This window comes from Saccharopolyspora sp. 6V (assembly GCF_020176785.1).
Lineage (GTDB): Bacteria > Actinomycetota > Actinomycetes > Mycobacteriales > Pseudonocardiaceae > Saccharopolyspora_C > Saccharopolyspora_C gregorii.
Genome location: NZ_JAIUKB010000102.1, coordinates 1 through 23,328 on the forward strand (window position 1 = coordinate 1; position 23,328 = coordinate 23,328).

Below are 23,328 nucleotides of genomic sequence, written 5' to 3' on the forward strand. Positions count from 1 at the left end.
GGCCTTTTCGGGTGTGGTGGGGGTTTTTTAAAAAAAAAAAAACCCGGTGGTTCTGTCCACCCCCATCAACCCCCCAAAACGCCCCCAAAAAAAAAAAACCCCCCCCCCCCCCGGGGGGGGCCGGGGGGGGCGCGCCCCCCGCGATAAACACGCGGAACGCAAAAGGCTCGCGCTCTCCGCGAGCGCGAGCCTCCTATTGCGTGGAGCTGACGGGATTCGAACCCGTGACCCCTTGACTGCCAGTCAAGTGCGCTACCAACTGCGCCACAGCCCCTGATTCACTTGTGCGGCTCCCGATTCCGGTGGTCCGGCCCCGTTCGCCTCGTGCCTGCATACAGTACAACAGGCCCGCGAAGCCCCCGCGAAGGGGGTCCCCCTCGATCTTCGAGAGGCGGTCGCGGGACTGTGCGCTGCGCCGACGGTTCACCCGGCGCGGCCGTGCTCGGTGGGCAGGCCCCGGGTGTTGGCGGCCTTGACGAACGCGGACCGCGGGTCGTGGAGTTCGCCGAGGGCGACGGTCTGCCGCCGCAGCGGGATCTCCAGCAGCCAGTCGCCGAGGATGCGGGCCTTCAGCCGCAGCGTCGGCAGCTTCGCCAGGTGGTAGGCGCGGTGCAGCAACCACGCGGGCAGGCCCTTGAGCTTGATGCCGTACACCTCGGCGGCGCCTTGGAACAGGCCGAGCCCGGCGACGGATCCGGCGTAGCGGTGCCGGTACTCCTGCTGCTCGTGGCCGCGCAGCAGCGCGACGACGTTGTCGGCGAGCACCCGCGCCTGGCGCACCGCGTGCTGGGCGGACGGCCCGCACAGCGCGTCGGCCTTGTCACTGGTCAGGTCGGGGACGGCGGCGCAGTCGCCGGCGGCGAACACGTCCTGGGTGCCGCGGACCTGCAGCTTCGCGGTGCACTCCACCCGGCCCTTGCCGTCGCGGGGCAGGTCGGAGTCCTCCAGCATCGGGTGCGGTTTGACCCCGGCGGTCCAGGCGATCGTGTCCGCGTCGAACTCGTCGCCGTCGGAGAGCACCACGTGCCCGTCGGTGAGGGTCTTCGCGGTGGTGTCGGTCTTCACCTCGATGCGGCGTTCCTCCAGGCGGCGGCGGGTGTACTCGCCCATCGGCGCGCTGACCTCGGGCATGATGCGGCCGGTCGCCTCCACCATGATCCAGCGCATGTCGCCGGGTTCGAGGGTGCGGTAGGCGCGGATCGCCTCCCGGGCCATGCTCTCCAGCTCGGCGATCGCCTCGATGCCCGCGTAGCCGCCGCCGATGAACAGGAACGTCAGCAACCGCCGCCGCAGCTCCGGATCGGAGGTGCTGGCGGCGATGTCCAGCCGGGACAGCACGTGGTTGCGCAGGTAGATGGCCTCGCCGATGGTCTTGAAGCCCACGCCCCGCTCGGACAGGCCCGGGATGGGCAGCGCCCGCGACACCGAACCGGGCACGACGACGAGCACGTCGTAGGTGAGGTGCTCCTCGGTGCCGTCGGCGAGCGTGGCGGTCAGCTCGCGGCTGCGGTGGTCGATGCAGGTGACCTGGGCGGTGAGGACCTCGCTGCGCCGCAACGCCTGCCGCAGCGGCACCACCACGTGCCGCGGTTCGACGGATCCGGCGGCCGCCTCCGGCAAGAACGGCTGGTAGGTCATGTGCGACTGCGGGTCGATGACGGTGATCCGCGCTTCGCCGGGTTCCAGCCGCTTCTGCAGCCGCAGCGCCACGGTCAGGCCCACGTGGCCGCCGCCGACGATGACGATCCGCGGCTTCCGGCCCGGCGAGCCCGGGACGGGCCGGTGGTCGCGGGACGGGTCCGTCTGGTCCGTTTCAGCTGCCATGAACCGGGTCTCCTCTCGCGCCCGCGCGGGTCCGCCGCGGATCCACCTGGCGGTCGGGATGCCTGCGCAGGTACTCCTGTTCCAGTTCGAACGACCGCGCGGTGTGCTCGCGCAGCGCGTCCGGCGCTCCGTGCAGGAACGTCTCGTTGCGGGTGCGGTGCAGCCGTTCCAGCTCGCGCAGCAGGTCCGGCTCGGCGAGCTCGTCGGCGGGCACTCCGGTGGGGGTCATGTCGGCCTCCGCCGGTCACGCCGCGGCGCGCGGCTTCGGCACCCGCTTCGCCAGCAGGTCCTGCCGTTCCCGTTCGCTGAGCCCGCCCCAGACGCCGTACGGCTCCTGCACGGCCAGTGCGTGCTCGCGGCAGGACAGCATCACCGGGCAGCGGTGGCAGATCTGCTTCGCCTGCTCCTCCCGGTTGCTGCGGGCGCTGCCGCGCTCGTTCTCCGGGTGGAAGAACGTGCTGGTGCTCAGGTCCCGGCAGGCGGCTTGCAGCTGCCACTCCCAGGTCTCGGCCACCGGTTTGGGCAGCCGCATGGTCGCCGTCATCGTGATCACCACCTCGCCGCGGGACGGCACTGCGTTCGCCAGCGCCACAGACGTCATACCCACGGCCCCCGCGGCGGACACATGCGCCCGGCACCACCCGGGCCACATCCGCACCAGGCGTCAGTCGAGCAGCTCGTCCACCCGCCGCGCGTAGGCGGTCACCGGGTAGACGGCTTCGAACCCGCACTCGTCGGCGAAGCGCTCAGCCGCTCCCCCTTCGTCGCCGTGCGCGGCGACGAGCCGCGCCCCGCGCGCCCGCACCTCGTCGACGACCTCCGCGACCAGGGACGAACCGATGCCGCGCCGCCTGCGCCCCGGCCGCACCACGACCTGCTCGACGAGGCCGACGCCGCGTTCCGCGAAGCCCTGGGCGAATCCGGCGATGCGGTCGGTTTCCGGGTCGTCGACGACGCGCAGCACGCAGCGGGGGTCGTCGCCGCGGTGCGCGAGGGTCCGCACCAGCCGCCGTTCCCCGTCGTCGGACAGGCCGGCGTCGTCGCCGATGAGCTCGGCGATGCCGCGCAGGTCGTCGTCGGTGGCGGGCCGGACGTCCCGGCTGGGCGTCTTGTCCTCGCGGTGCAGCAGCGCCATCTGCTCCTCGACGGCGCGCCAGCCGGAGTCGTCGGCGATGCCCTCGATCTCGGCGACCGTGGTCGGCGAGGCGTACACGATCGCTTCGGGCCGCCCGGCGTCCGCGAAGGACCGCTCCAAGGTGAGCAGCGTCGTGGCGACCTCGGCGAGCGTGCCCCACAGGCCGACGGCGTGGTTGCCCGCGGGCAGCGGGTCGTCCTGGTTGAGCACCACGGTGGCGGCTCCGACGCGGCCGATGCGGCCGTAGCGGATGGCGCCGGAGACGAGGCGGGCGGTTTCGACGAGCCCGGCGAGCTCCCGCGCCTGTCGCGGGTCGAGCAGGGCTTCGTCGTCCGGATCGTGCAGCGGGTCCACACGTCCATTGTGGAGGTGGTGACGCCCGGTTTCGCACCGCCCTGCGACATTGAGGTGATCCCGCTTCGCAGGTCTCGTTTTCCGCGCGGAAGACCGTAATGTCGGTAGAGCACCTGCGTGCGAACCGGGGAGTCTCCGTGACAGGGACCTACGATCACCACCGCGAGCGGCTGCGGCGCGAGGCCGACGAGCAACTGCGCGCCCGACCCCCGTTGCCGAGCTGGCAGAAGCGGGTCGTGGAGCGGTTCGCGGTGGAACGCGGTTCCGGCTGGTACACGTTGCTGAACCAGTTCGCCCCGCACACCCCGGACAACCGGCCGGACGCGGTGCTGGTCGGGCCGGGCGGGGTGCTGGTGGTGCTGCTGTGCGAGCACGAACCGCCGGTGGCGGCGGCGCGGGCCGCGTTCGTGTGGACCGCGGAGCTGCTCGCGGGCCTGGCCACGCCGCACGGGCTGCTCACCGAAGCGGTCGTGCGCACCGTGGTGGTGTTCCCGGAGGGCGGGCGCGCCACGGCCGAGGACGGCGAGCACGTGGTGGTCGCGGAGTCCGAGCTGGACCGGGTGCTGGTGTGCGCGGAACCGGTCCTGGACGGGGCGGATGCGCTGGCGGCGGCCCGGCAGCTGGACAACGGCACGTTCGACCTGACGCCGATCGCCTGGAACCCGCAGCGGATCCCGCGGCCGCGCGGCGCGGGCCAGGTCGGGGCCTCGGACCGCTCCTCCGGCCTGTTCGAGGTGCGGCGGCTGCGGGACGAGCAGGCCGAGCGGGCCCCGCACGTCGCGGTGCCGGACTGGCGCCTGTTCCTGGACGACGCGCAGCTCGGCGCGGTGCGCAGGCAGTACGGCGGCCCGGCGCGGATCTCCGGCCCGGCGGGCACCGGCAAGTCGACGCTGGCGCTGCACCGGCTGGCGCACCTGGCGCGGCGCGGCCCGGGGCGGCTGCTGTTCACCTCGCACCTGGAGTCGCTGCCGGAGCTGGCGCGGGAGCAGTTCCGCGCGCTGGCCCCGCAGGTCGCGCACCGGGTGGAGTTCCGGAACCTGCACGAGTGGGCCGCGGAACTGCTCGCCGAACGCGGCCGGGACACGGTGGTCGACGAGCATCGGGTGGACGCGGCGTTCACCGCGGTGTGGGAGCGGTCCGGGCGGTCCGGGCCGCTCGCCGCCGCACGACCATCGAGGCACTACTGGAAGGACGAGATCGACCGGGTGATCAAGGGCCGCGGGCTGGGCACCTTGGAGTCGTACCGATCGGCGACGCGGCGCGGGCGCGGCGGTCAGCTCAGCCCCGCGTTCCGCGCGCACGTCTGGGAGTTCTACTGCGAGTACGAGCGGGAACTGTGCGAGCGCGGCATCTACGACCGCAACGACGTGCTGATCCGCGCGCTCGACGAGCTCGGCCGCACCCCGCTGGGCCGGGTGTACTCGGGGGTCGCGGTCGACGAGGTGCAGGACCTGACCCTGGTCGGGCTGCGGCTGGTGCACGCGGTCAGCGGGGACGGGCCGAACCGGTTGCTGCTGGTCGGGGACGGGCAGCAGCAGGTGTTCGCGGGCGGCTGGCGGCTGTCCGAGGCGGGGATCTCGTTGCGCGGCCGCAGCGAGGTGCTGCGGCGCAACTACCGGAACCGGGCGGCGATCGTGGAGGCCGCGGGCGAGCTGGACGCGGTGAACCGGTTCGACGACATCGACGGGGCCCCGGCGGTCACGTTGCGCTCCTCGCTGCCGGTGCTCAGCGGCGGTGAAGTGGTGCGCTGGAACGGGGTCGCGCAGCGGGACGCGGTGCTGGCGGCGCTGCGCGGGCTCGACGCGGGTGCGGGCACCGCGGTGCTGACCCGCTCCCGCACGGCCGCGGAGGAGTGGACCGAGGTGCTGCGCCGCGGTGGTGTCCCGGCACGGCGGCTGGCGCCGTGGTCGCCGGAGCCGGCGGCGGTGCTGGTGGGAACTCTGCTGGAGGCGAAGGGCTTCGAGTTCCGGGCGGTGTTCCTGCCGGACGAGCGCAGGCCGATGGGCTTCTACCGCGACGAGCTGGAGGCGCTGCAACGCCAGCTCCTGGTCGCCACCACCCGGGCCCGCGATTACCTCTGGATCGGAGCCCTGGAGGAATCCGACGAGTGACGACCCGCGGCGCCCCGTCCGCACGGTCCTGTCAGCGGCGGAGCCGCTGAGCAGCGACCACGCATGCACCCGGCACCGCAGCGCGGAGAGCGCTGAGGTTCCGCCACCCGACCCCTTCTCAGAAGGAGCCGACGGGCCGTTCACCCGAGCAGGTCGCGGAGTTGGGTCCTGGTGCTGACGCCGAGCTTCGGGAACGAGCGGTACAGGTGCGACCCGACGGTGCGGGGGGACAGGTACAGCCGGTCGCCGATCTCCCGGTTGGTGAGGCCGCGGGCGGCGAGCCGGATGATCTGCTGCTGCTGCGGGCTGAGCCCGGCGAGCACGTCCGGGGCGGGTGCGGCGGGTTCGGCGCCGCCGGAGGCGCGGAGTTCCGCTTCGGCGCGGGCGATCCACGGTTCGGCGCCGAGCCTGCGGAAGGTGTCGAGCGCTTCGGCGAGCGGCGCGCGGGCTTCGCTGATGCGGCGGGCCCGGCGCAGCCACGCGGCCTGGTCGAGCAGCGCGCGGGCCCGCTCGAACGGCCACCGGCCGGTGCGGGGGTCGGCGAGCGCCGCCGCGTAGTGCGGTTCGGGGTCGGTGGCGAGCTGCGCGCGGGCGTGCTCCAGCAGCGCCCGCTGCCGCGGGGACGCGCCGCCGCCGAGCCTGCGTTCCGCGGAGTCCACGACGTGCTCGGCGTCGTGCCCGGAGCCGAGGCGGTTCGCGGCGGCGGCCAGGTCGGGCAGGGCTGCGATGGACTGGTGGTAGTGCTCGAACCCGCCGTCCGCGGTGAAGGCGCGGCGCAGTTGCGCGTAGGCGGTGGCGTGGTCGCCATCGGCCGCGGCGACGAGGCCGAGCACGTAGCGGGCGCGGACGGCCACCATCCGGCTCATCGACGGGTCCACCGTGGACAGTGCTTCGGCGGCGAGTTCCCGCGCCCGGGCGGTGTCCCCGCGCAGCGCGAGCACCGCGGCGTCCATGGTGCGGGAGCCGGCGACGACGTGCGGGAGTTCGGCGCGGGCCCCGTTGTGCACCGAGTCGGCGGCGATGGCGCGCGCCTGCGTCCAGTGCCCGGCCTCGAACAGCGCCCACCCGTGGGCGCAGCCGAGCCCTTCGGGCAGCGGCCCGCGGACCCGCCACTGGTCGAAGGCCTGCTCGAACAGCCGCAGCGCGATCGGCGCCTCGTCGAGCAGCCAGGCGATGGTGGCGACGGCGATGGCCCGCCCGGGCCCGGAGTCGGCGTCGGCGAGCGCGGGCAGCCGCGGCAGCACGTCCTCCCGGCTGCCGATCGGGTCGGCGACGGCCCGCACCCACGCTTCGGTGACCGGGTCGTGCGGCCCGTCGATCTCGGGGAGGGCGGCGATGACCTCGTCGCCGCGGCCGGGTTCCGCCCAGTAGTAGGCGACGACGGCGGCGGTGCCGAGCGCGTCGAGCGCGGTCGCCGGGTCGCGGTGCGCGAGGTCGGTGGCGGTGCGGGTGAGCTGGGCGAACGCGGCGGCGTGCCGGTGGCTGACGGTGAGGGCCTGCCCGGCGCGCAGCGCGGCGACGGCGAGCAGCCCGGGGTCGTCGGTGCGGTCCACGACGCGGGCGGCGAGGTCTTCGACCCAGCCGGAGCGGGCGGTGAACAGCGCGGAGTTCGCGGCGAGCACCAGCCGCCGGGCCTGGTCGGCGCGGTCGGGGCTGAGTTCGGCGGCGCGTTCCAGCGCGGTGGCGGCGGCCGCGTAGCCACCGCGCCGCCGGGCCCGTTCGGCGGTGTCCTCCAGGCGGGCGGCGACGTCCTCGTCGGGTCCGGTCGCGGCGGCGGCGAGGTGCCAGGCGTGCCGGTCCGGTTCGGCGCGGGTGGCGTCGGCGAGGACGAGGTGGGCGCGGCGGCGCTGCTCGAACGGCGCCGAGTGGTACAGGGCGGAGCGCACCAGCGGGTGCCGGAACCGGAACCGGGTGCCGTCCCAGCGCACCAGCCCGACGCGTTCGGCCGGGGCCCACCCGTCACCGGGCGCGTGCACCGGGTCGGGCGTGTCGGCGGCGGCGAGTTCCAGCAGGAGTTCCCTGGTGCGCTCGGGCAGTTCCTGCGCCCGCGCCGCGAAGATCTTCTCCAGCCGTTCGGTGGTGGCCAGCGGCCCGGGTCCGGTCTCCTGCGGGACGGCGGCGAGTTCGACGAGCGCGAGCGGGTTGCCCCCCGCTTCGGCGAGGACCCGCATCCGCCGCGCGCCTGCCGGGGGCTGCGGCAGCGCGTTGAGGACGCGGTTCGCGTCGAGTTCGCCGAGCGGTTCGAGGCGCAGCGTCGGCAGCCCGTCCATGCCGGGCAGCGGTTCGTCCTCGCGGGCGCCGATGAGCAGGCTCAGCGGTTCGGTCCCGATGCGGCGGGCGAGGAACGCGAGCAGGTCGAGGCTGGCCCGGTCGAGCCAGTGCGCGTCGTCGACGACGAGCGGGCCGCCGTGCTCGGCGAGCAGTTCCAGCGCGGCGAGGCCCAGCCGCAGCACGTCGGGTTCGTCGTCGCCGCGGTCCATGCCGAACGCGCAGCGCAGCCGAGCGGTCTCCGGCCGGTCCGGGGCGCGGCGCAGCAGCGGCGCGAGCAGCCGGTGCAGCCCGGCGAAGGCCAGGTTCGCTTCGCTCTCGCTGCCCGCGATCCGCAGCGCGCCCGGTCCGGCGACGGCGTCGAGCAGCGTGGTCTTGCCCATGCCGGGGTCGCCGGTGACGACCAGCACGTGCCCGGTGCCGTGCGCGGTCCGGCGCAGCTGCGCGAGCTCCCGCTCCCGGCCGATGATCTCCTGCATCCGCGGCCTCCCGGCCTCCGACTCTAGCCCCGCCCCGGCAGGTGCAGTCACGTGACGGATACCCCGCGACCTGGTGCGCGGCGCATGGTCGACGGCATGGAGAGCATCATGCTGGGAGACGTCGAAGTCACGCGCGTGCTGGAGATCAACGGCCGCGCGATGGGCATGGACGAGTTCTTCCCCGACATCCCGACCGAGGTGTTCGAGGCCGAGCGGGATCTGCTGGATCCGGACTTCTGGTCGCCCGCCGACAACGGTTTCATGGCCGCGGTGCAGACCTGGGTGCTGCGCAGCGCGGGCCGCACGGTCCTGGTGGACACCGGGGTCGGCAACCACAAGGAACGGCCGTACTCGCCGCACTGGCGGCACTTGAACACCGGCTACCTGGACGCCCTGCTCCGCGCCGGGGTGCGGCCGGAGGACGTCGACATCGTGATCAACACGCACCTGCACGTGGACCACGTCGGGTGGAACACGCGGCTGGTGGAGCGGGACTGGGTGCCGACGTTCCCGAACGCCACCTACCTGCTGCCGCGGGTGGACTTCGAGTTCTGGAACCCGCTGGGCGAGCACCGGCCGAAGAGCGCGCGCAGCCACCAGAACGTGTTCGAGGACAGCGTGGCGCCGGTGCACCGGGCGGGGTTGGCGGAGCTGTGGGAGGGCGAGCGGGTCATCGACGAGAACCTGCGGCTGCTGCCCGCGCCGGGCCACACCCCGGGTTCGTCGGTGCTGCACCTGGAGTCGGGTTCGGACCGGGCGGTGTTCATCGGCGACCTGCTGCACACCCCGGTGCAGCTGCTGGACCCGTCGCACAACTGCGGTTTCGACGAGGACCCGGCGGCGGCGCGCGCGTCCCGGCGGCGGCTGCTGGAGTTCGCGGCGGACCGCACCGCGCTGGTGGTGCCCGCGCACTTCGGCGGGCACGGCGCGGCCGAGGTCAGCCGGGACGGGGACCGCTTCGCGATCGACGCCTGGGCGGCGCTCGAGCGGCCGCGCTGGACGAACCGGTGAGCGCCGTGGTGCGCACCGGCGCGGGCCGGGTGCGGGGTGCGCGGACGGCGGAGGGCCTGGTGTTCCGCGGCATTCCGTACGCGGCGGCCCCGGTGGGTCCGGCCCGGTTCGCGGCACCGAAGCCCGCGCCCGGCTGGGACGGGGTGCGGGACGCGACCGCGGCGGGGCCGACGGCGCCGTCGCCGCACCGGGACTTCGGCGGGCTGGACATGGGTCCGTTCTTCGGCCCGGGCTGGGTGCGCGGCGACGACTACCTGTCGGTGGACGTGTGGACGCCGGACGCGGCGACGGGCGGGCTGCCGGTGCTGGTGTTCGTGCACGGCGGCGGTTTCGTGTCGGGCGCGGCGCAGGCGTCGCTGTACGACGGGATCGGGTTCTCCCGGGACGGCGTGGTGCTGGTGTCGGTGGACTACCGGATCGGGGCGCCGGGCTGGTTGTCGCTGCCGGGAGCGCCGGACAACCGGGGACTGCTGGACGTGCTGGCGGCGCTGCGCTGGGTGCGGGCGGAGATCGGCGCGTTCGGCGGCGATCCGGACAACGTCACGGTGGCCGGCCAGTCGGCCGGGGCGACCGTGGTGGGCGCGGTGCTGGCGGAACCGGCGGCGCGGGGCCTGTTCCGGCGGGCGGTGGTGCAGAGCGGCAACGGGCTCGGCGCGTTCGTGCCCGCGCAGGCGGAGCTGGTCGCGAACCGGCTGGCCGGGGTGCTGGGCGTGCCGCTCGCCGAGGTGCCGGAGGTGCCGGACGAGCGGCTGGTCGACGCGGTCTCCCGGTTGGGCAAGCCGGATCTGCGGGTACCGGGGCACCACGATCCGCTGCTGCGGTTGACGCCGCTCGGCGTGGTGCTGGAGCGGCAGCCCGCGGTGTCGGTGGCGGCCGGGGACGGCGCCGAGGTGGAGCTGCTGATCGGGAACAACACCGAGGAGGGCAACCTGTACCTGTCCGCCGCCGAGCTCGATTCGTCCACTGTGGAGGACGCGCGTTCGGTTGCGGCGCAAGCACATCCGGAGCCGGACCGGCTTGTCGAGGCGTACCGGCGGCAGCGCCCGGCGGCCTCCGGTGGCGAGTTGCGGTCGGCGGTGCTCGGCGACGCGTTGTTCGGGGCGGGCACCCGGGCGCTCGCCGACGCGCACGCGGGGCGCGGGCTGCCGACGTTCCGCTACGAGTTCGCGTGGCGGTCGACGGCGCTGGGCGGGCGGCTCGGCGCGGCGCACGGGGTGGAGCTGCCGTTCGTGTTCGACTCGGCGGACGGCCCGCGGCTGCGCGGGGACGGCGCCCTGCTGGGCGACGGCGCTCCGCCGGAGCTGGTGCGGGAGGTGCACTCGGCGTGGGTCCGGTTCGCCGCCACCGGCGATCCGGGCTGGGAGCGCCACACCGCACCGCAACGCCGCGTCCGCCGCTTCGCGACCCCGTCGACCACCGTCACCGACCCCCGCCCCCTGGAGCGGGAGGCGTGGTGACGCCCGGGTGAACGGCCCGCTCCTCGGGCGACCGGGCCGTCCACCCGGGAGGTCACCCGTCCGCTGCGAGGGACAGCGCGGCGCTGGGGCAGATCTGCACGGCGGTCCGCACCTGCTCCACCCGCTCCCCGTCCACGTCGTCGGCGAGCAGCACCACCAGGCCGTCGTCGTCCTGGTCGAACACGTCCGGTTCGGTCAGCACGCACTGCCCCGCCCCGATGCAGCGCCCGGTGTCCGCGTTGATCCGCACGCCGGCCCCCGTCACCAGGTGACCGGCAGCGAGTACACGCCGTAGATCACGGCGTCGTCCTTGAACGGCAGCTCGGCGCGAGGTCCCGCGAGCGCGAGCGTCGGGATCCGGCGGAACAGGGTGTCGAACACGATCTGCAGCTCCAGCCGGGCGAGGTTCTGCCCGAGGCACTGGTGCGGTCCGTAGCCGAAGGCGACGTGGTGGCGGGCGCCGCGGCCGATGTCGAACTCGTCCGGCTCGGGGAAGGCGCCGGGATCGTGGTTCGCGGTGTGGCCGAGGGCGATGACCCCGTCGCCCTCGCGGATGAGCGTGCCGCCCACTTCGACGTCGGCGGTGGCGACCCGCGAGGTCACGGTCTCGACGATGGTGAGGTAGCGCAGCAGTTCCTCCACCATCCCGGGCGTGCGCTCCGGGTCCGCCTTGATCGCGGCGAGGTCGTCCGGGTTCTCCAGCAGCGTCAGCGTGCCCAGCGAGATCATGTTCGCGGTGGTCTCGTGCCCGGCGACGAGCAGCAGCGTGGCCATCGCGACGAGGTCTTCGACGTCCTCCTCGCCGTTGTCGCGCATCTTGACCAGCTGCCTGCCGAGCAGGTCGTCGCCGGGGTCCTCCCGCTTGGCGAGGATCAGGTCGTGCAGGTAGCCGCGGACGGCACCGGCGCTGCGCAGCCGCTCGTCCGCGGGGGTGTTGCGGCTGAGCATCGCGGTGGAGCAGCGCTGGAAGAAGTCGTGGTCGTCGTAGGGGACGCCGAGCAGTTCGCAGATCACCAGCGACGGCACCGGTAGCGCCAGCGAGGCCACCAGGTCGGCCGGGTGCGGTCCGGTCAGCAGCTCGTCGATGCAGTCGTCCACGATCCGCTGGATGCGCGGGCGCAGCGCCTGCATCCGCCGCACGGTGAACTCGCCGAGCACGGAGCGGCGCACCACGCCGTGCTCGGGTTCGTCGAGGGACAGCATGTTGGGCCGGAACTCGCTGATCGATTCCTGCTGGCCGGCGACGAAGAACGGGAACGCGGGGTTGCGCCGGTCGGAGCTGAACCTCGGGTCGGAGAGCACGAATCGGACGTCCTCGTGCCGGGTGAGCACCCACGCTTCGCCGCCGATCGGTGTCCGGACGCGGGAGATGGGATTGGTCTCGCGCAACCGCACGTACTCCTCGGGCGGCGCGTGCGGACACCGCCTCGCGACCGGGAAGTCCCGCACGGCTTGTTCGGTGGTGTCGGGCATGGGCGCTGCCTCCCAGGCGGAGATACGGAAGGAAATCTTCCGGTTATGGCTCCCACGGTACTGAAGCGGAAGATTTCCGTCCACCTCCGATCGGGCGGATGCGACAATGCGAGCCGTGACCACGGACTTCTCGGCTTCGACGGGCGAACCACCGCTGCGCGCCGACGCCCGCCGCAACCGGGACCAGATCATCGGCGCGGCCAAATCGCTGTTCACCTCGGACGGCCCCGAGGTGCCGATGGAGGAGATCGCGCGCAGCGCGGGCGTCGGCGTCGGCACCCTCTACCGGCGGTTCCCGGACCGCGAATCGCTGATCCGGGCGGTGGCCAGGGACAACTTCGCGAACACGCTCGCGCAGGCCGAAGCGGCGGCCGTGGAAGAACCCACCGGCTGGGACTCGCTGGTCCGGCTCCTCAAGAGCTCCGACGAGCTGCAGCTCAGCGTGCACCTCGGCATGTCCTCGCCGCGCGCCTGGGAGATCGTCAAGGCCGACGAGATCACCCAGCGGCTGCGGAACTCGCTGCTGGCCACGCTCGACTCGGTCGTCGCCACCGCGCAGGCCGAGGGGTCGCTGCGGGCCGACGTGGGCGCGGGCGACATCGCCGCGATCTTCGCGATGCTGCTGCGGCGTCCCGGGCCGGACCACCCCGACTCGCAACGCCTCGCCGAACGCGCCCTGCAGGTCATGCTCGACGGGCTCCGCACACCCGGACGCCCCGGCGCCGGGCTGCCCGGCGAACCGATCCCGGTGTCCGAGATCCCCCTCCTCAAGCGCGACAAGCGACCCGCCCGCGACGGGTGAGCCGCACCCGGGTGGAGACGGATCTCCACCCGGAATACGGTTCGCGCCCCACGACTCCGGCCGCCGGAATTCCTAACGTCATCGACGACACGAGGAACTCCGAACGGGGAGGTGCGGATCCGTGAGCGGTCCCATCGAAATCATCTTGATCGTCGCGCTGATCGGCTACGTGCTGGTCCGCCGGTTCACCGGAGAACCGGTCGAGGGCAAGCGGATGCTGCTGGTGCCCGCGGTCATCGCGGTGGTGGGCGCGGTGAACCTGCGGGAGGTGCCGCACTCGCCCGCCGCCATCGGGATGCTGGTGGCCACGGCCGTGATCAGCGTGGTGCTGGGGGTGCTGCGCGGGTTCAGCGTCCGCATCTACGAGCGGGACGGCCACGCGATGATGCGCTACACCTGGGTGACCGCGGTGCTGTGGGTGGTGAACATCGCCGTGAAGCTCGGCTCGGGGCTGCTCGCCGGAGCCGTGGGGCTGCACGCGGGCGGCGGCATCACGTTCAGCCTCGGGCTCACCGTGCTCGCCGAGGGCGTGGCGATCCTGGCCAAGGGCGTGCGCGGCACCGGGCGGATCCCGTGGTCGCGTGGTCGCGGCGACGCGGCACCGGTTCCCTCGCCGATGCTGGACTCGATGCAGCGCAAGGCGCGGGACGCGGGCGACCTGCGCGGGATGCGGAGCTTCGCCCCGGTGCTCGACGGCCTCCGCGACGCCGCCGCCGACCGGCGGAACGCGCACCCCGGTGCCCGGCGATGACGAGCCCCGGAGGAACATCGCGGCCGATGACCACGACCTCGCCCGGGCAGCGCGCGCTGCGGGCCACCGATCAGCTGCTGCGCCCCGTGGTCGTCGTCTTCCTCGCCGTGCTGCTGGTGGTCCAGCTGCGGGAGGCCCCGCCCGCCCACTTCACCGGCCTGGTCTGGGTGACGAGCGCGGTGACGGTCGTGGCGGCGTGCGCGGCGGCGGTGCCGTGGCGCGGCGGACCCGAGTGGGCCCGGGTGGCGCTGGTGGCGGTGTACGCGCTGGCGGGCGCGATGGTGTTCGCGCTCGCGCCCCGGACCGTCGGCGCCGCGTTCGTGTTCATCGCCTGCGCGACCGCCGGGGACAAGCTGAGCTCGCGCCGCGCCGCGCTCCTCGTCGCCGTGGCGAGCACGGTGGCCGCCGCCGCGGCCACCTGGACGCTGGAGTTCTGGTTCCAGGTGCCCGACGGCCCGCCGTGGTGGCTGGCGCTGATGGTGAGCCTGCCGCTGTACATCGGCATGGCCCGCCGCGAGCGGGTCAACGCCCGCGCCGCGTCGCTGCTGGCCGCCGAGCAGACCCGGCGCGCCATCGCCTCCGAAACGCGGGAAGCCGCCCTGGAGGAGCGCAGCCGGATCGCCCGGGAGATCCACGACGTGCTCGGCCACTCGCTGTCCGGCGTCGCCGTGCAGCTGGACATGGCCGACGCCCTGCACGCCGGCGGCCGCTCCGACGAGGCGAACGAGGCGGTGCGCCGGGCCAGGGCGCTGGCCGTCACCGGGCTCGGCGAGACCAAGCGGGCGGTGCACGCGCTGCGCGAAGGCGCGCTGCCGCTGGTGGACACGCTGACGCGGCTGGCGCAGGACGGTGCCGCCGAGCTCGCGGTGCGGGGTGACGCCGAGGACGTGCCGGTCGAGATCGGGCAGGCCGTCGTCCGCACCGCGCAGGAAACGCTCACCAACGCCCGGCGGCACGCCCCCGGATCCCGGGCGGAGCTGCTGCTGGAGTGCACCGAGGACTCCGTCCGGTTCACCGCCACCGACGGCGGCGCCACCGGGCCGGTCCCGGACGGCGACCAGGGCAGCGGCATGGGCCTGGTGGGGATGCGGGAACGCGCCGAGCTGCTCGGCGGCACGCTGCGGGCCGGACCGCGCACCCCGCCCGAGACCGGTTGGACCGTGCGGATGGAGCTGCCGCGATGAACCCGATCAGACTGCTCGTCGTCGACGACCAGGCCGCCGTGCGCGACGCGATGGCGGTGATGCTCGGCCTGGACCCCGGCATCGACGTGGTCGGCACCGCCGAGAACGGCGAACGCGCCCTCGCCGCCGCCGCGGAGCACGCCCCGGACGTGGTGCTGATGGACCTGCACATGCCGGTGCTGGGCGGGGTGGAGGCCACCGGGAAGCTGCGCGCGACTCGGCCCGGCGTGCCGGTGGTGGTGCTGACGACCTTCGAGGACGACGAGTCGATCCTCGCCGCGCTGCAGGCGGGCGCGCAGGGCTACCTCACCAAGGACGCCGACCGGGCCACCATCGTGCAAGCGGTGCGCAGCGCGCACGCCGGGCATTCGGTGCTGGACCCGCAGGTGCAGTCCCGGCTGCTGGAGCTCGCCACCCGCCGGGCCGCCCCGGCGCCGGAACCGCCGATCGCGCTGACCGCCCGCGAACGAGAAGTGCTCGACCTGATCGGGCAAGGCCTGCGCAACGGGGAGATCGCCCGGCACCTGCACATCAGCGAGGCGACGGTGAAGACCCACATCAACAACCTGTTCGGCAAGGCCGACCTGCACTCCCGGGCCGACGCCGTGCGGCTCGCGCTGTCCCTGCGCGGCTGACGGGCGCTGCCGGGGTCCCGGCCACCGGGTCATCCGGCGCGGAGCAGCACGGGACTGCCGGTGACCTCCACCCGCTCCCCCGGCCGCAACCGGTCGCGGGAGCCGTCCAGCCGCTGCACCACCGCCATGCCCGGATCCGGCGCCATCTCCGCGGTCCCCTCGTGCGTCCAGCGGATGACGAAGGCCCGGCCGCCCCGATCGAATCGGCACTGCCAGACGTTGTCCGGCAGCAGCGCCTCCGCCCCGTGCCCGCAGGAACTGATCCGCGCACCGCGCAACCACTCCCGCAGCTCACCGACGTACCGGCCGGCCTCGGTCGGCTGGAAACCGGCCACCTGCAACGGGATCGGCACCTCGTCGCCGCCCCAGCCGTCGAAGTAGACGCGGTCGTAGTCCATCCACAGCCCGATCAGGTACCAGCGGACCGCGAAGTCGGCGGCGAGCTCGGCGGGGACCTGCGGTTCGTACGGGTCGTCGGAGCCGGCCCCGGTGTTCCACATCCGCGGGCTCGCGCCGCCGCGGTGCAGGGTCGCCTCCACGCGGGTGGCGAGCTCGGTCATGGTCTCCGGCGGGTCGCTCGTCCGGCGCGGGCGCAGCTCCACCGGTGCCGCGTCGCAGTGGTCGTAGCCGTGCAGCGCCGCGAACCGCTCCAGGTGCGCGTCGGCGGCCGGATCCCACAGCTCGCCGAAAGCCGGGCAGACCACCTGCGCGCGCGGGTCCAGCTCCCGCACCACCCGGCTGCCGATCTCGGTCATCTCCACCAGGACCTCCGCCGTGCCGTCGAAGTGCGGCGGCCCGAGGTCCCACAGCTCGTAGGCCTCCACCCGGCCCGCGGCACGGGTCGCGACGGCGGTGACGAACCGCTCCCAGTCGGCGAGGTCGTCGGGCGGCCCGGTGCGCGCATCATCGCGGTAGGCGGAGCGCTCACCGCGCGGACTCGCCCAGCTCGGTGTCCCACCGAAGGTGAACACCACCGGCAATCCCGCGTCCTGGGCGGAGTCGAGCAGCCGGTCGAGGGTCCGCCAGTCGTAGCGCCCGCGTTCCGGTTCGAGGTCCTGCCAGCGCGTCCCCGAGTCCCACAGCCGCACGGAATCGACCGGGAAGCCGGGCATCCCGCCGGTGGAACTGCTCACGGTGACGCCCACGAAGTCGGGATCGATCTCCGCGGGCACATCGGTCCAGTTCGGCGGGAGGCTGTGCAGCGGCTGCGGCCCAGGCCCCGCGCGCAGCGAGTACGCGAGCAGCGCGAGCACCAGCAGCCCCGCGACCGCCGATGCCGGTAACCACCAGCGGCGGAGGCGTCGCGCGAGGGTCGTGGTGGCGGCAGCGGGCTCGGCACGGGCGGGCTGCGCCTCGGGAACGGGGTCCCGGCGCGGCACCGAGCCGGTCGCCGGGCCGGTCGCCGGGCCGCCGGGGGTTGCCGTGCCCGCCGGAGGCCCCGCGGTGCTCGGCGCCTGCCAGGCGGCCGATCCTCCGGCGGGCTCCGGGGCTCCGTCGGCGTCGCCGGTCCCCGTCGCTCCGGGATTTCCGGCGTCTCCGGAACTTCCGGCCGCTTCGGAGCTTCGAGCCATTCCGGAACTTCCGGCCGCTTCGGGACTGGCGATCACTTCAGGGCTGCCGGTCACTTCAGGGCTGCCGGGTGCTTCGGGGCTGCCGGGTGCTCCTGAGCTTCCGGCTGCGCCCAAGCCCCCGGTTACGCCCAGACCCCCGAAAACTCCTGGACTTCCGGCTGCGCCCAGGGCCCCGGTGGCGTGCGTGATCTCACTCGCTCCCGGAATCCCGGTCGTGTCCGGAGACCCGGTCGTGTCCCAAGTCCCGGTCGCATCGGAAATCCCGGCCGCTTCCGCACTTCCGGCCGTCACGGCGTTCCCGGGGGCGACGGTGGACATCGCGGCCCGCACCCCGCGCGGCACCGGATCCGCCGTTCTCGCCCGGCGTTCCGCTTCCCAGCAGCGGTAGAGCCGGTCGAGCTCAGCCCCGGTCGCGCCGCAGGCGGTGGCGATCGCTTCGACCGCGGCGAAGGTCTGCGGTGCGCTCTGCCCGCTGCAGTACCGGTGCACCGTCGATCTGCTCAGGAAGGTGCGCCCCGCGATCTGCTCGTAGCTGCGACCGCTGCGCCGCTTGAGCTCGTCGAGCCGCCGCGCGACCTCCACGCCGAGTCCGGCCATCCCCCAGGCTCCCCTCTGCTTCCGATGGCCGGGAAGTCTTGCACGGGACGACGTCCCGGTGATCCCGATTCGTCCCAAGATGACCCGATCAATCCTGGTCACGAAGGCCCTTTCATCCCAACGTCCCAGGGACGTCGCACCCGGTTGTCCCAACGCGGACGATCTCGCGAACCTGGGTCCACGCGGCTCGACGCCGCGCTCCGGGGGTCGCTGGGGGCGGGGCCGGGTGATCGCGGGACGTGTTGTGCACGCCGCGGTCGCTCGGCCGGGATCCGCTGCCGTTCCTCGGCAGGGACGAACGACGGGACATTCCCGTGGGAACAGGGGGAACACCATGAACAAGACGAAGCGCCTGCTCGTGGCCGGGGCCATGATGGCCGGTTTCGCGGGCATGCTCACCGCTCCGGCGGTGGCCGCGCCGGCACCGGCGGACGACGCCTCGATCGCGGCCGTGTGCGGGAAGACCTACACGGCACGGACGTCGTGGGCCACGACCACGTTCCGGGTCACCTGCAAGTCCGGCAAGATCACCGTTCGCGGCACCGTCACCGACACCAAGGCGGACGGCAAGTGCGTGCGGGTCAGCGGCAAGGCGGGCAACAAGTCCTTCCGCAGCGGCAAGGCCTGCCCGAAGGGCACGTCCAAGAGCTACGGCGCCACCGGCACGGGCAACTCGGTGCGGATCACCTTGGAACGGCTCTGACGAACGAGTGCCGCCCCTTCCGCGTGGAAGGGGCGGCACTCCGCCACCGTGCTCCGATCACCGGGTCAGTGGATGTCCATCCGCTCGGACAGCTGCGGCAGCAGCGGCTGGTTCTCGTCCACCGGGATCTCCGGATCGGCCGGGGCCTGGTCGGTGCTCCCGCAGTTCGGCTCGGTGGGCTTGCCCGCCACCCGGTCGTCGATCCACTGGAACGCGCGCGGGAAGGAGGCCACCGCGCCGCCGATGTGCGTCGGGCCGAGGTTCGGCGCGAACTGCACGTCGGCGCCGGCACCGCACCAGTCGTCGGCCAGCGTCTTGGACTGCTCGAACGGGATCACGTCGTCCAGCCGGCTCTGCGAGACCAGCACCGGGAAGTCCGGGGCGGTGCGCCCGATCCGCTGCTCGGCGACCACGTCGGCGAACGGTGCCTCGTCGAGGTAGTCGGTCACCGGCCTGCCGTCGGCGCTGTAGTCCGCCGACTTGGCGAAGGCGAACTTGGCGATGCCGTCGATGGTGCAGGAGTTCTCGACGTCCTCGCGGAACTGCTTGCCCGTGTCGTTCAGGTACGGGTCGAGGTCGATGTCGTAGCCGGCGGCGACGCCGACCAGCGCGTAACCGAGGAACGCCGCGTAGGGGCTGCCGTCGAGGTTCTCGCCCACCCCGCCGAGCTCGGCGGGCACGGCACCGGCCGCGGCGCCCTTGATGTCGAGTTCGGGGGCGTAGCTCCCGGCGAGTTCGGCGGCCGACGCCGAGCCCCCGCCGCCCTGCGAGTAGCCGTAGAGGACCACCGGTCCGTCGTCCGGCACGTCCGCGTCGGGCAGCCGCTGCGCGGCCCGCACCACGTCGAGCACCGCGTTCCCGGTGACCTCGCGGTTGACGTAGGTGTGCGAGCCCGGCGTCCCGAGGCCTTCGTAGTCGGTCATCGCGACGGCGTAGCCCTTGCTGAGCATGGCTTTGATGAAGAAGCCCTCGTACTCGGTGCCGTTGGCGAGCTGCCGGGACGGCGCGCAGTGGTCGGCCATGCCCTGGGTGCCCGGCGCGTAGCCGATGACGGGGCGCTCGCCGTCGCCCTTCCAGTCGTCCTTCGGCGTGATGACGGTGCCGGTCACCGCGATCGGCCCGCCGTCGCCGTCGGTGGAGCGGTACATGACCCGCTGCACGTCGGCGTCGACGGGGATGGTCTTCAGCGGGTCGAGGAAGTACTCGGACGGTTCGGATCGGACGACGTCACCGTTGCCCCCCGGCAGTTCCGCGGGTGGCTCGTAGAACGGTGGCCGCTCCTCGGCGGACGCGGCGGACGCGGTCGCGACGGCGAACGAGACCCCGACCACGGCTGTCAGCGCGGTCGTGGCCGCGCGGTGGAACGGACGGAGGTTCACGGGCTACTCCTCGTTGAGTGGCGAACCGAATCGACCTACCGCTGAGTAGGTCGACATCGAGCGTGACCCGCGACACGGAGTAATGACAATCACTCCGACTACCCGAAGGTAACTTCGCAACCTCTTCGCAACCGAACATGCACCCACCGTGATGTCAGCTCACGATCAGTGCCCCCGGGGGAAGCCCCTTCCGGATCACCGAGCCCCGTCGGCGACCGCCGCGTCCACCATGGCGATGAGGTCGGCCTCCAGCCGTGCCCGCGCCCGCGGCTCCAGTTCGGAGGCCCACAGCGGCCGGTCGCCGACTCCGTCGGCCGCGGCGATCACGAGCACCTGGGTCGCCTCGGGCACGCCGTCGGCGTCGAGGTCCCGCTGCCAGCGCAGGTCGTCCTCCTTCGCCAGCTCGACCACCTCGGGCACGACGTAGAGCTGCGCGATCAGGCTGAACCGCTCGCGGATCTCCTCGCCGTCGACGGTCGCGGTGCTCGCGCGCACGTAAGCGCGGGTGAGCCGGCCGGGAACACCCTCGGGTTCGACGAGCTGCGCGTCCACCTCGCCGCGGAAGAGGTCGATCTGCTCCTGCGCGAGCGCCACCAGCAGGGCCTGCTTGCTCGCGAAGTGGTACACGAGCCCACCTTTGGACACCCCGGCCTCGCGGGCGATCACGTCGAGCGTCGCGCCGATGCCGTGCTCGCGGATCACCCGCTTCGCCGCGTCGAGCAGGTTCCGGCGGGTGTCCTCGGGTGCGCGCCCGGTTGTTCGACCCATGCCGCCCATCCTTCCGCACGCCCCGCGGAGAGCAGCACCACCTGGGAACTGCACCGACTGGTCAGTACAGTACTGCTCATGCAGCTGGATTCGGAAGCGCGACCGCAGGTGCTCTCCCCGCGCAGGCGGTGGGCGGCGCTGGCGGTGCTGGCGATCGCGGTGCTCGTGCTGGCGATCGACAACACCGTCCTGTACCTGGCGGTCCCCGCGTTGACCGCGGACCTCGCCCCGTCGGCCGCGCAGGTCCTGTGGATCGGCGACGTCTACTCGCTGGCGCTGGCCGGGCTGCTGGTGGTGATGGGCTCGCTGGCGGACCGGGTGGGCCGCAAGCGGCTGCTGCTGGTCGGTTCGGCCGCGTTCGGGGCGGCGTCGCTGCTGGCGGCGCTGTCGACGAGCGCCGCGATGCTGATCGTGGCGCGGCTGCTGCTCGGGGTGGCGGGGGCGACGTTGATGCCGTCGACGTTGTCGTTGCTGCGCAACATCTTCCCGGACCCCATCGAGCGGACCAGGGCGATCGCGGTGTGGTCGGCCGCGGCGGGCGGCGGCGCGGCGGTGGGCCCGCTGGTCGGCGGGGTGCTGCTGGAGAACTTCGCCTGGGGCTCGGTGTTCCTGATCAACGTGCCGGTGATGGCGGCGCTGGTGGTGAGCGGGATGTGGCTGCTGCCGGAGTCGCGGGATCCGCACCCGGGCCGGTTCGACCTGGTGTCGGCGGTGCTGTCGATGGTGGCGATCGTGCCGGTGGTGTGGGCGATCAAGCACACCGTGGCGTCCGGCGCCGACGCCGCGGGCGGGTGCGCGCTGCTGGCCGGACTGGTGGGCGGCTGGGCGTTCGTGCGCAGGCAGCGGCGGCTGGAGGTGCCGCTGATCGACGTGTCGTTGTTCGCCCGCCCGGCGTTCAGCGGGTCCGTGTTCGCCGGCTTCATGGCGGTGTTCGCGTTGATGGGCCTGCTGTTCTTCTTCTCGCAGTACCTGCAGCTGGTGCGCGGCTTCGGGCCGCTGGCGGCCGGCCTCGGGGAGCTGCCGAGCACGGTGTCGGCGATGGCCGCGGTCGCCGTGGTGGGCTGGGCGTCGCGCCGCTTGGGCGCCGGCCGGGCGATCGCGGTGAGCCTGCTGCTGGTGGCGGCCGGGCTCGTCGCGGTGGCGGTCGCGGAGGGCACCGGTTCCTACTTCTGGCTGGGCCTGGCCCTGGTGCCGACCGGGCTGGGCGTGGGGATCGCGCAGACGCTGACGACCGACGTGGTGGTGTCGGCGGTGCCGCCGCACAAGGCGGGGGCGGCATCGGCCATCTCGGAGACGGCGATGGAGCTGGGTGTCGCGTTGGGCATCGCGATCCTCGGATCCTCGGTGTCGCTGCGGTACCGCTCGGCGCTGCCGCCCGCGGACCAGCTCCCCGCCGAGGCGCGGGCGGCGTTCACGGATTCCCTGGCGGCGGCGTCGTCGGTGCTCCCACCGGATTCGCCGCTGCTCGTGGCCGCACGGGACGCGTTCACCGGTGCCATGCAGACCACGTCCCTCGCCGCGGCCGCGATCACCTTCGCGGCGGCGCTGGTGGCGATGCGGACGATCCCGCGGGGCTGAGCGCGGCGAAAACGCCTGGGATCCCGCGGAGGTTTCCGGAAGCATCCCCGGCATGGGCGACGAGTTCGCGGTGAAGGCCACCTACGGCCAGGTCTTCGCGGTGGCGCAGTTCCGCGCGCTGTTCGCGGCCCGGCTGCTCGGCATCCTGTCGGACACGGTGCGGTCGGTGGCGCTGGCGGTGCTGGTGCACGACCGGACGGGTTCGCCGCTGCTGACGGCGGTGGCGTTCACGATCGGTTTCCTGCCGCAGGCCGCGGGTGGGCTGTTCCTGGCCGCGATGGCGGACCGGTTCGCGCCGCGGACGCTGATCGCGACGGGCTACGGCGTGCAGGCCGCGGTCGGGCTGCTGCTGGCGTTCGGGCGGCTGCCGGTCGGGGCCTGCCTGCTGCTCGTCGCGGCCGCCGCCTGCCTGACCCCGGTCACGACGGGCGCCGCGGCCCGCGTCCTCGCGGCGGTCCTCGCCGGGGACGCCTACGTGCTGGGGCGTTCGCTGTCGTACCTGGTCGCGGTGGCGGCGCAGCTGGTGGGCATGGCGGTGGGCGGCGCGCTGGCGGCAGGTTCGGGCGTGGAGCGGACGATGCTGCTCACCGCCGGGGCGCACCTGGCGGCGGCGGTGGTCAGCGCCCTGTTCCTGGCGCGCACCGAGGTGGTGCGGCCGCGCGGGTCGATCGTGCGCGACACCGTGCGGGGCAATGCGGCGCTGCTGGCCGCACCGGGGGTGGCAAGGCTGATCGCGGTGCAGTGCCTGCCCGCCGCGTTCCTAGCCGCGGGCGGCAGCCTGATCATCCCGTACGCCGCCGAGCGGGGGCTCACGCCCGCGGAGACGGGTGTGCTCCTGGCGGCGATCTCGGCGGGCATGCTCATCGGGGACGTGGTGGTGGGGAGGGCGTTCGACCCGCGCACCCGCGAGCGCCTGGTCCGCCCGCTGCTGCTGGTCATGGGTTCACCGCTGATCGTCCTGGCGGCGGACCCGCCGCACCCGGTGGTGGTGGCCGCCTACGTGCTCACCGGCACCGGCTCCGCCTACCTGCTGGGCTTGCAGCGCCGCTACTTGGCGGCCGTCCCCGAAGCCCTGCAGGGCCAGGGCTTCGCCCTGCTCAACACCACCACCATGACGGTCCAGGGCGTGGGCCCCCTCCTGTTCGGCCTGGCAGCCGAACACCTCCCCCTGGACCACACCCTCGCCCTCATAGGAGCAACGAGCACCCTGACCGCCCTGCTCCTCAAACCCCCGCACCCCCACTGACC

20 protein-coding genes, 1 tRNA gene and 1 pseudogene are annotated in these 23,328 nt (G+C 73.7%); 10 read left to right on the plus strand and 12 right to left on the minus strand.

Annotation, left to right across the window (positions count from 1 at the left end; genetic code table 11):
• Nucleotides 1–201: 201 nt before the first annotated feature.
• The 5 genes from LCD35_RS19805 to LCD35_RS19825 form a co-directional block, all read right to left on the minus strand.
• Nucleotides 202–274: transfer RNA gene (locus LCD35_RS19805), tRNA-Ala, on the minus strand.
• A 149-nt stretch (nucleotides 275–423) separates the two neighbouring features.
• The gene (locus LCD35_RS19810) at nucleotides 424–1,824 is read right to left on the minus strand and encodes an NAD(P)/FAD-dependent oxidoreductase (protein ID WP_224960917.1); all 1,401 of its coding nucleotides are present in this window, start codon (nucleotides 1,822–1,824) and stop codon (nucleotides 424–426) included.
• Nucleotides 1,814–2,053 (minus strand): DUF6158 family protein, encoded by a 240-nt coding sequence (locus LCD35_RS19815; protein ID WP_224960918.1) that lies wholly within the window; start codon nucleotides 2,051–2,053, stop codon nucleotides 1,814–1,816. Before LCD35_RS19815 ends, LCD35_RS19810 begins: the two co-directional genes overlap by 11 nt.
• Before the next feature lie 15 nt (nucleotides 2,054–2,068).
• Nucleotides 2,069–2,425 (minus strand): WhiB family transcriptional regulator, encoded by a 357-nt coding sequence (locus LCD35_RS19820; protein WP_308011280.1) that lies wholly within the window; start codon nucleotides 2,423–2,425, stop codon nucleotides 2,069–2,071.
• 63 nt (nucleotides 2,426–2,488) lie between these two features.
• Nucleotides 2,489–3,313 carry a GNAT family N-acetyltransferase gene (locus LCD35_RS19825; protein WP_224967487.1) on the minus strand — a complete coding sequence of 275 codons (825 nt, stop codon included), beginning with the start codon at nucleotides 3,311–3,313 and terminating at the stop codon, nucleotides 2,489–2,491.
• A 137-nt stretch (nucleotides 3,314–3,450) separates the two neighbouring features.
• Here LCD35_RS19825 and LCD35_RS19830 point away from each other — a divergent pair, with 137 nt between their 5' ends.
• Nucleotides 3,451–5,424, plus strand: coding sequence for a UvrD-helicase domain-containing protein (locus LCD35_RS19830; protein WP_224967485.1), 1,974 nt, complete (start codon nucleotides 3,451–3,453; stop codon nucleotides 5,422–5,424).
• 140 nt (nucleotides 5,425–5,564) lie between these two features.
• Here the strand turns inward: LCD35_RS19830 and LCD35_RS19835 are convergent, their stop codons facing one another.
• Entirely contained in the window at nucleotides 5,565–8,171 is a 2,607-nt protein-coding gene (locus LCD35_RS19835) for an AAA family ATPase (protein WP_224967482.1), read from the minus strand.
• A gap of 96 nt (nucleotides 8,172–8,267) precedes the next feature.
• On the opposite strand from LCD35_RS19835, the gene LCD35_RS19840 reads away from it, so the two are divergent.
• Together LCD35_RS19840 and LCD35_RS19845 are read left to right on the plus strand one after the other, a co-directional pair.
• Nucleotides 8,268–9,182 carry an MBL fold metallo-hydrolase gene (locus LCD35_RS19840; protein ID WP_224960951.1) on the plus strand — a complete coding sequence of 305 codons (915 nt, stop codon included), beginning with the start codon at nucleotides 8,268–8,270 and terminating at the stop codon, nucleotides 9,180–9,182.
• Nucleotides 9,179–10,639, plus strand: a complete 1,461-nt coding sequence (locus tag LCD35_RS19845) for a carboxylesterase/lipase family protein (protein WP_224960954.1) — start codon at nucleotides 9,179–9,181, stop codon at nucleotides 10,637–10,639. The genes LCD35_RS19840 and LCD35_RS19845 overlap by 4 nt, the downstream gene beginning before the upstream one ends.
• Nucleotides 10,640–10,691: 52 nt before the next feature.
• Here LCD35_RS19845 and LCD35_RS19850 read toward each other — a convergent pair whose 3' ends face one another.
• Both LCD35_RS19850 and LCD35_RS19855 read right to left on the minus strand, forming a co-directional pair.
• On the minus strand, nucleotides 10,692–10,889 hold the full coding sequence (locus LCD35_RS19850) for a ferredoxin (protein ID WP_224960956.1): 198 nt from the start codon (nucleotides 10,887–10,889) through the stop codon (nucleotides 10,692–10,694).
• A gap of 11 nt (nucleotides 10,890–10,900) precedes the next feature.
• Nucleotides 10,901–12,112, minus strand: coding sequence for a cytochrome P450 (locus tag LCD35_RS19855; protein ID WP_224960959.1), 1,212 nt, complete (start codon nucleotides 12,110–12,112; stop codon nucleotides 10,901–10,903).
• A gap of 115 nt (nucleotides 12,113–12,227) precedes the next feature.
• Between LCD35_RS19855 and LCD35_RS19860 the strand changes: the two genes are divergently transcribed.
• From LCD35_RS19860 to LCD35_RS19875, 4 genes are all read left to right on the plus strand, one after another.
• Nucleotides 12,228–12,914 carry a TetR/AcrR family transcriptional regulator gene (locus LCD35_RS19860; protein WP_224960962.1) on the plus strand — a complete coding sequence of 229 codons (687 nt, stop codon included), beginning with the start codon at nucleotides 12,228–12,230 and terminating at the stop codon, nucleotides 12,912–12,914.
• Nucleotides 12,915–13,035: 121 nt separating this feature from the next.
• Nucleotides 13,036–13,665 carry a DUF1453 domain-containing protein gene (locus LCD35_RS19865; protein ID WP_224960964.1) on the plus strand — a complete coding sequence of 210 codons (630 nt, stop codon included), beginning with the start codon at nucleotides 13,036–13,038 and terminating at the stop codon, nucleotides 13,663–13,665.
• A 26-nt stretch (nucleotides 13,666–13,691) separates the two neighbouring features.
• Nucleotides 13,692–14,849 carry a sensor histidine kinase gene (locus LCD35_RS19870; RefSeq protein ID WP_224960967.1) on the plus strand — a complete coding sequence of 386 codons (1,158 nt, stop codon included), beginning with the start codon at nucleotides 13,692–13,694 and terminating at the stop codon, nucleotides 14,847–14,849.
• Entirely contained in the window at nucleotides 14,846–15,484 is a 639-nt protein-coding gene (locus tag LCD35_RS19875; RefSeq protein WP_224960969.1) for a response regulator transcription factor, read from the plus strand. The genes LCD35_RS19870 and LCD35_RS19875 overlap by 4 nt, the downstream gene beginning before the upstream one ends.
• A gap of 29 nt (nucleotides 15,485–15,513) precedes the next feature.
• On the opposite strand, the gene LCD35_RS19880 is transcribed toward LCD35_RS19875, so the two are convergent.
• Entirely contained in the window at nucleotides 15,514–16,863 is a 1,350-nt protein-coding gene (locus tag LCD35_RS19880; protein WP_225044629.1) for a beta-galactosidase, read from the minus strand.
• Nucleotides 16,864–17,454: 591 nt separating this feature from the next.
• Nucleotides 17,455–18,045, minus strand: a pseudogene (locus LCD35_RS30770) (helix-turn-helix domain-containing protein); the annotation flags it as partial.
• On the opposite strand from LCD35_RS30770, the gene LCD35_RS19890 reads away from it, so the two are divergent.
• Complete coding sequence (locus LCD35_RS19890) at nucleotides 17,987–18,355, plus strand: hypothetical protein (RefSeq protein ID WP_224960972.1); 369 nt, start codon at nucleotides 17,987–17,989, stop codon at nucleotides 18,353–18,355. The pseudogene LCD35_RS30770 and the gene LCD35_RS19890 sit on opposite strands and share 59 nt — an antisense overlap.
• A gap of 65 nt (nucleotides 18,356–18,420) precedes the next feature.
• Here LCD35_RS19890 and LCD35_RS19895 read toward each other — a convergent pair whose 3' ends face one another.
• Together LCD35_RS19895 and LCD35_RS19900 are read right to left on the minus strand one after the other, a co-directional pair.
• Entirely contained in the window at nucleotides 18,421–19,734 is a 1,314-nt protein-coding gene (locus LCD35_RS19895) for a lipase family protein (protein WP_224967474.1), read from the minus strand.
• Between the two features lie 195 nt (nucleotides 19,735–19,929).
• Nucleotides 19,930–20,502: a TetR/AcrR family transcriptional regulator gene (locus LCD35_RS19900; protein WP_224960978.1), complete on the minus strand. Its 573-nt coding sequence runs from the start codon at nucleotides 20,500–20,502 to the stop codon at nucleotides 19,930–19,932.
• Nucleotides 20,503–20,580: 78 nt separating this feature from the next.
• Between LCD35_RS19900 and LCD35_RS19905 the strand changes: the two genes are divergently transcribed.
• Both LCD35_RS19905 and LCD35_RS19910 read left to right on the plus strand, forming a co-directional pair.
• On the plus strand, nucleotides 20,581–22,080 hold the full coding sequence (locus LCD35_RS19905; RefSeq protein WP_225044627.1) for an MFS transporter: 1,500 nt from the start codon (nucleotides 20,581–20,583) through the stop codon (nucleotides 22,078–22,080).
• A gap of 52 nt (nucleotides 22,081–22,132) precedes the next feature.
• Entirely contained in the window at nucleotides 22,133–23,326 is a 1,194-nt protein-coding gene (locus LCD35_RS19910) for an MFS transporter (RefSeq protein ID WP_225044628.1), read from the plus strand.
• Nucleotides 23,327–23,328 lie beyond the last annotated feature (2 nt).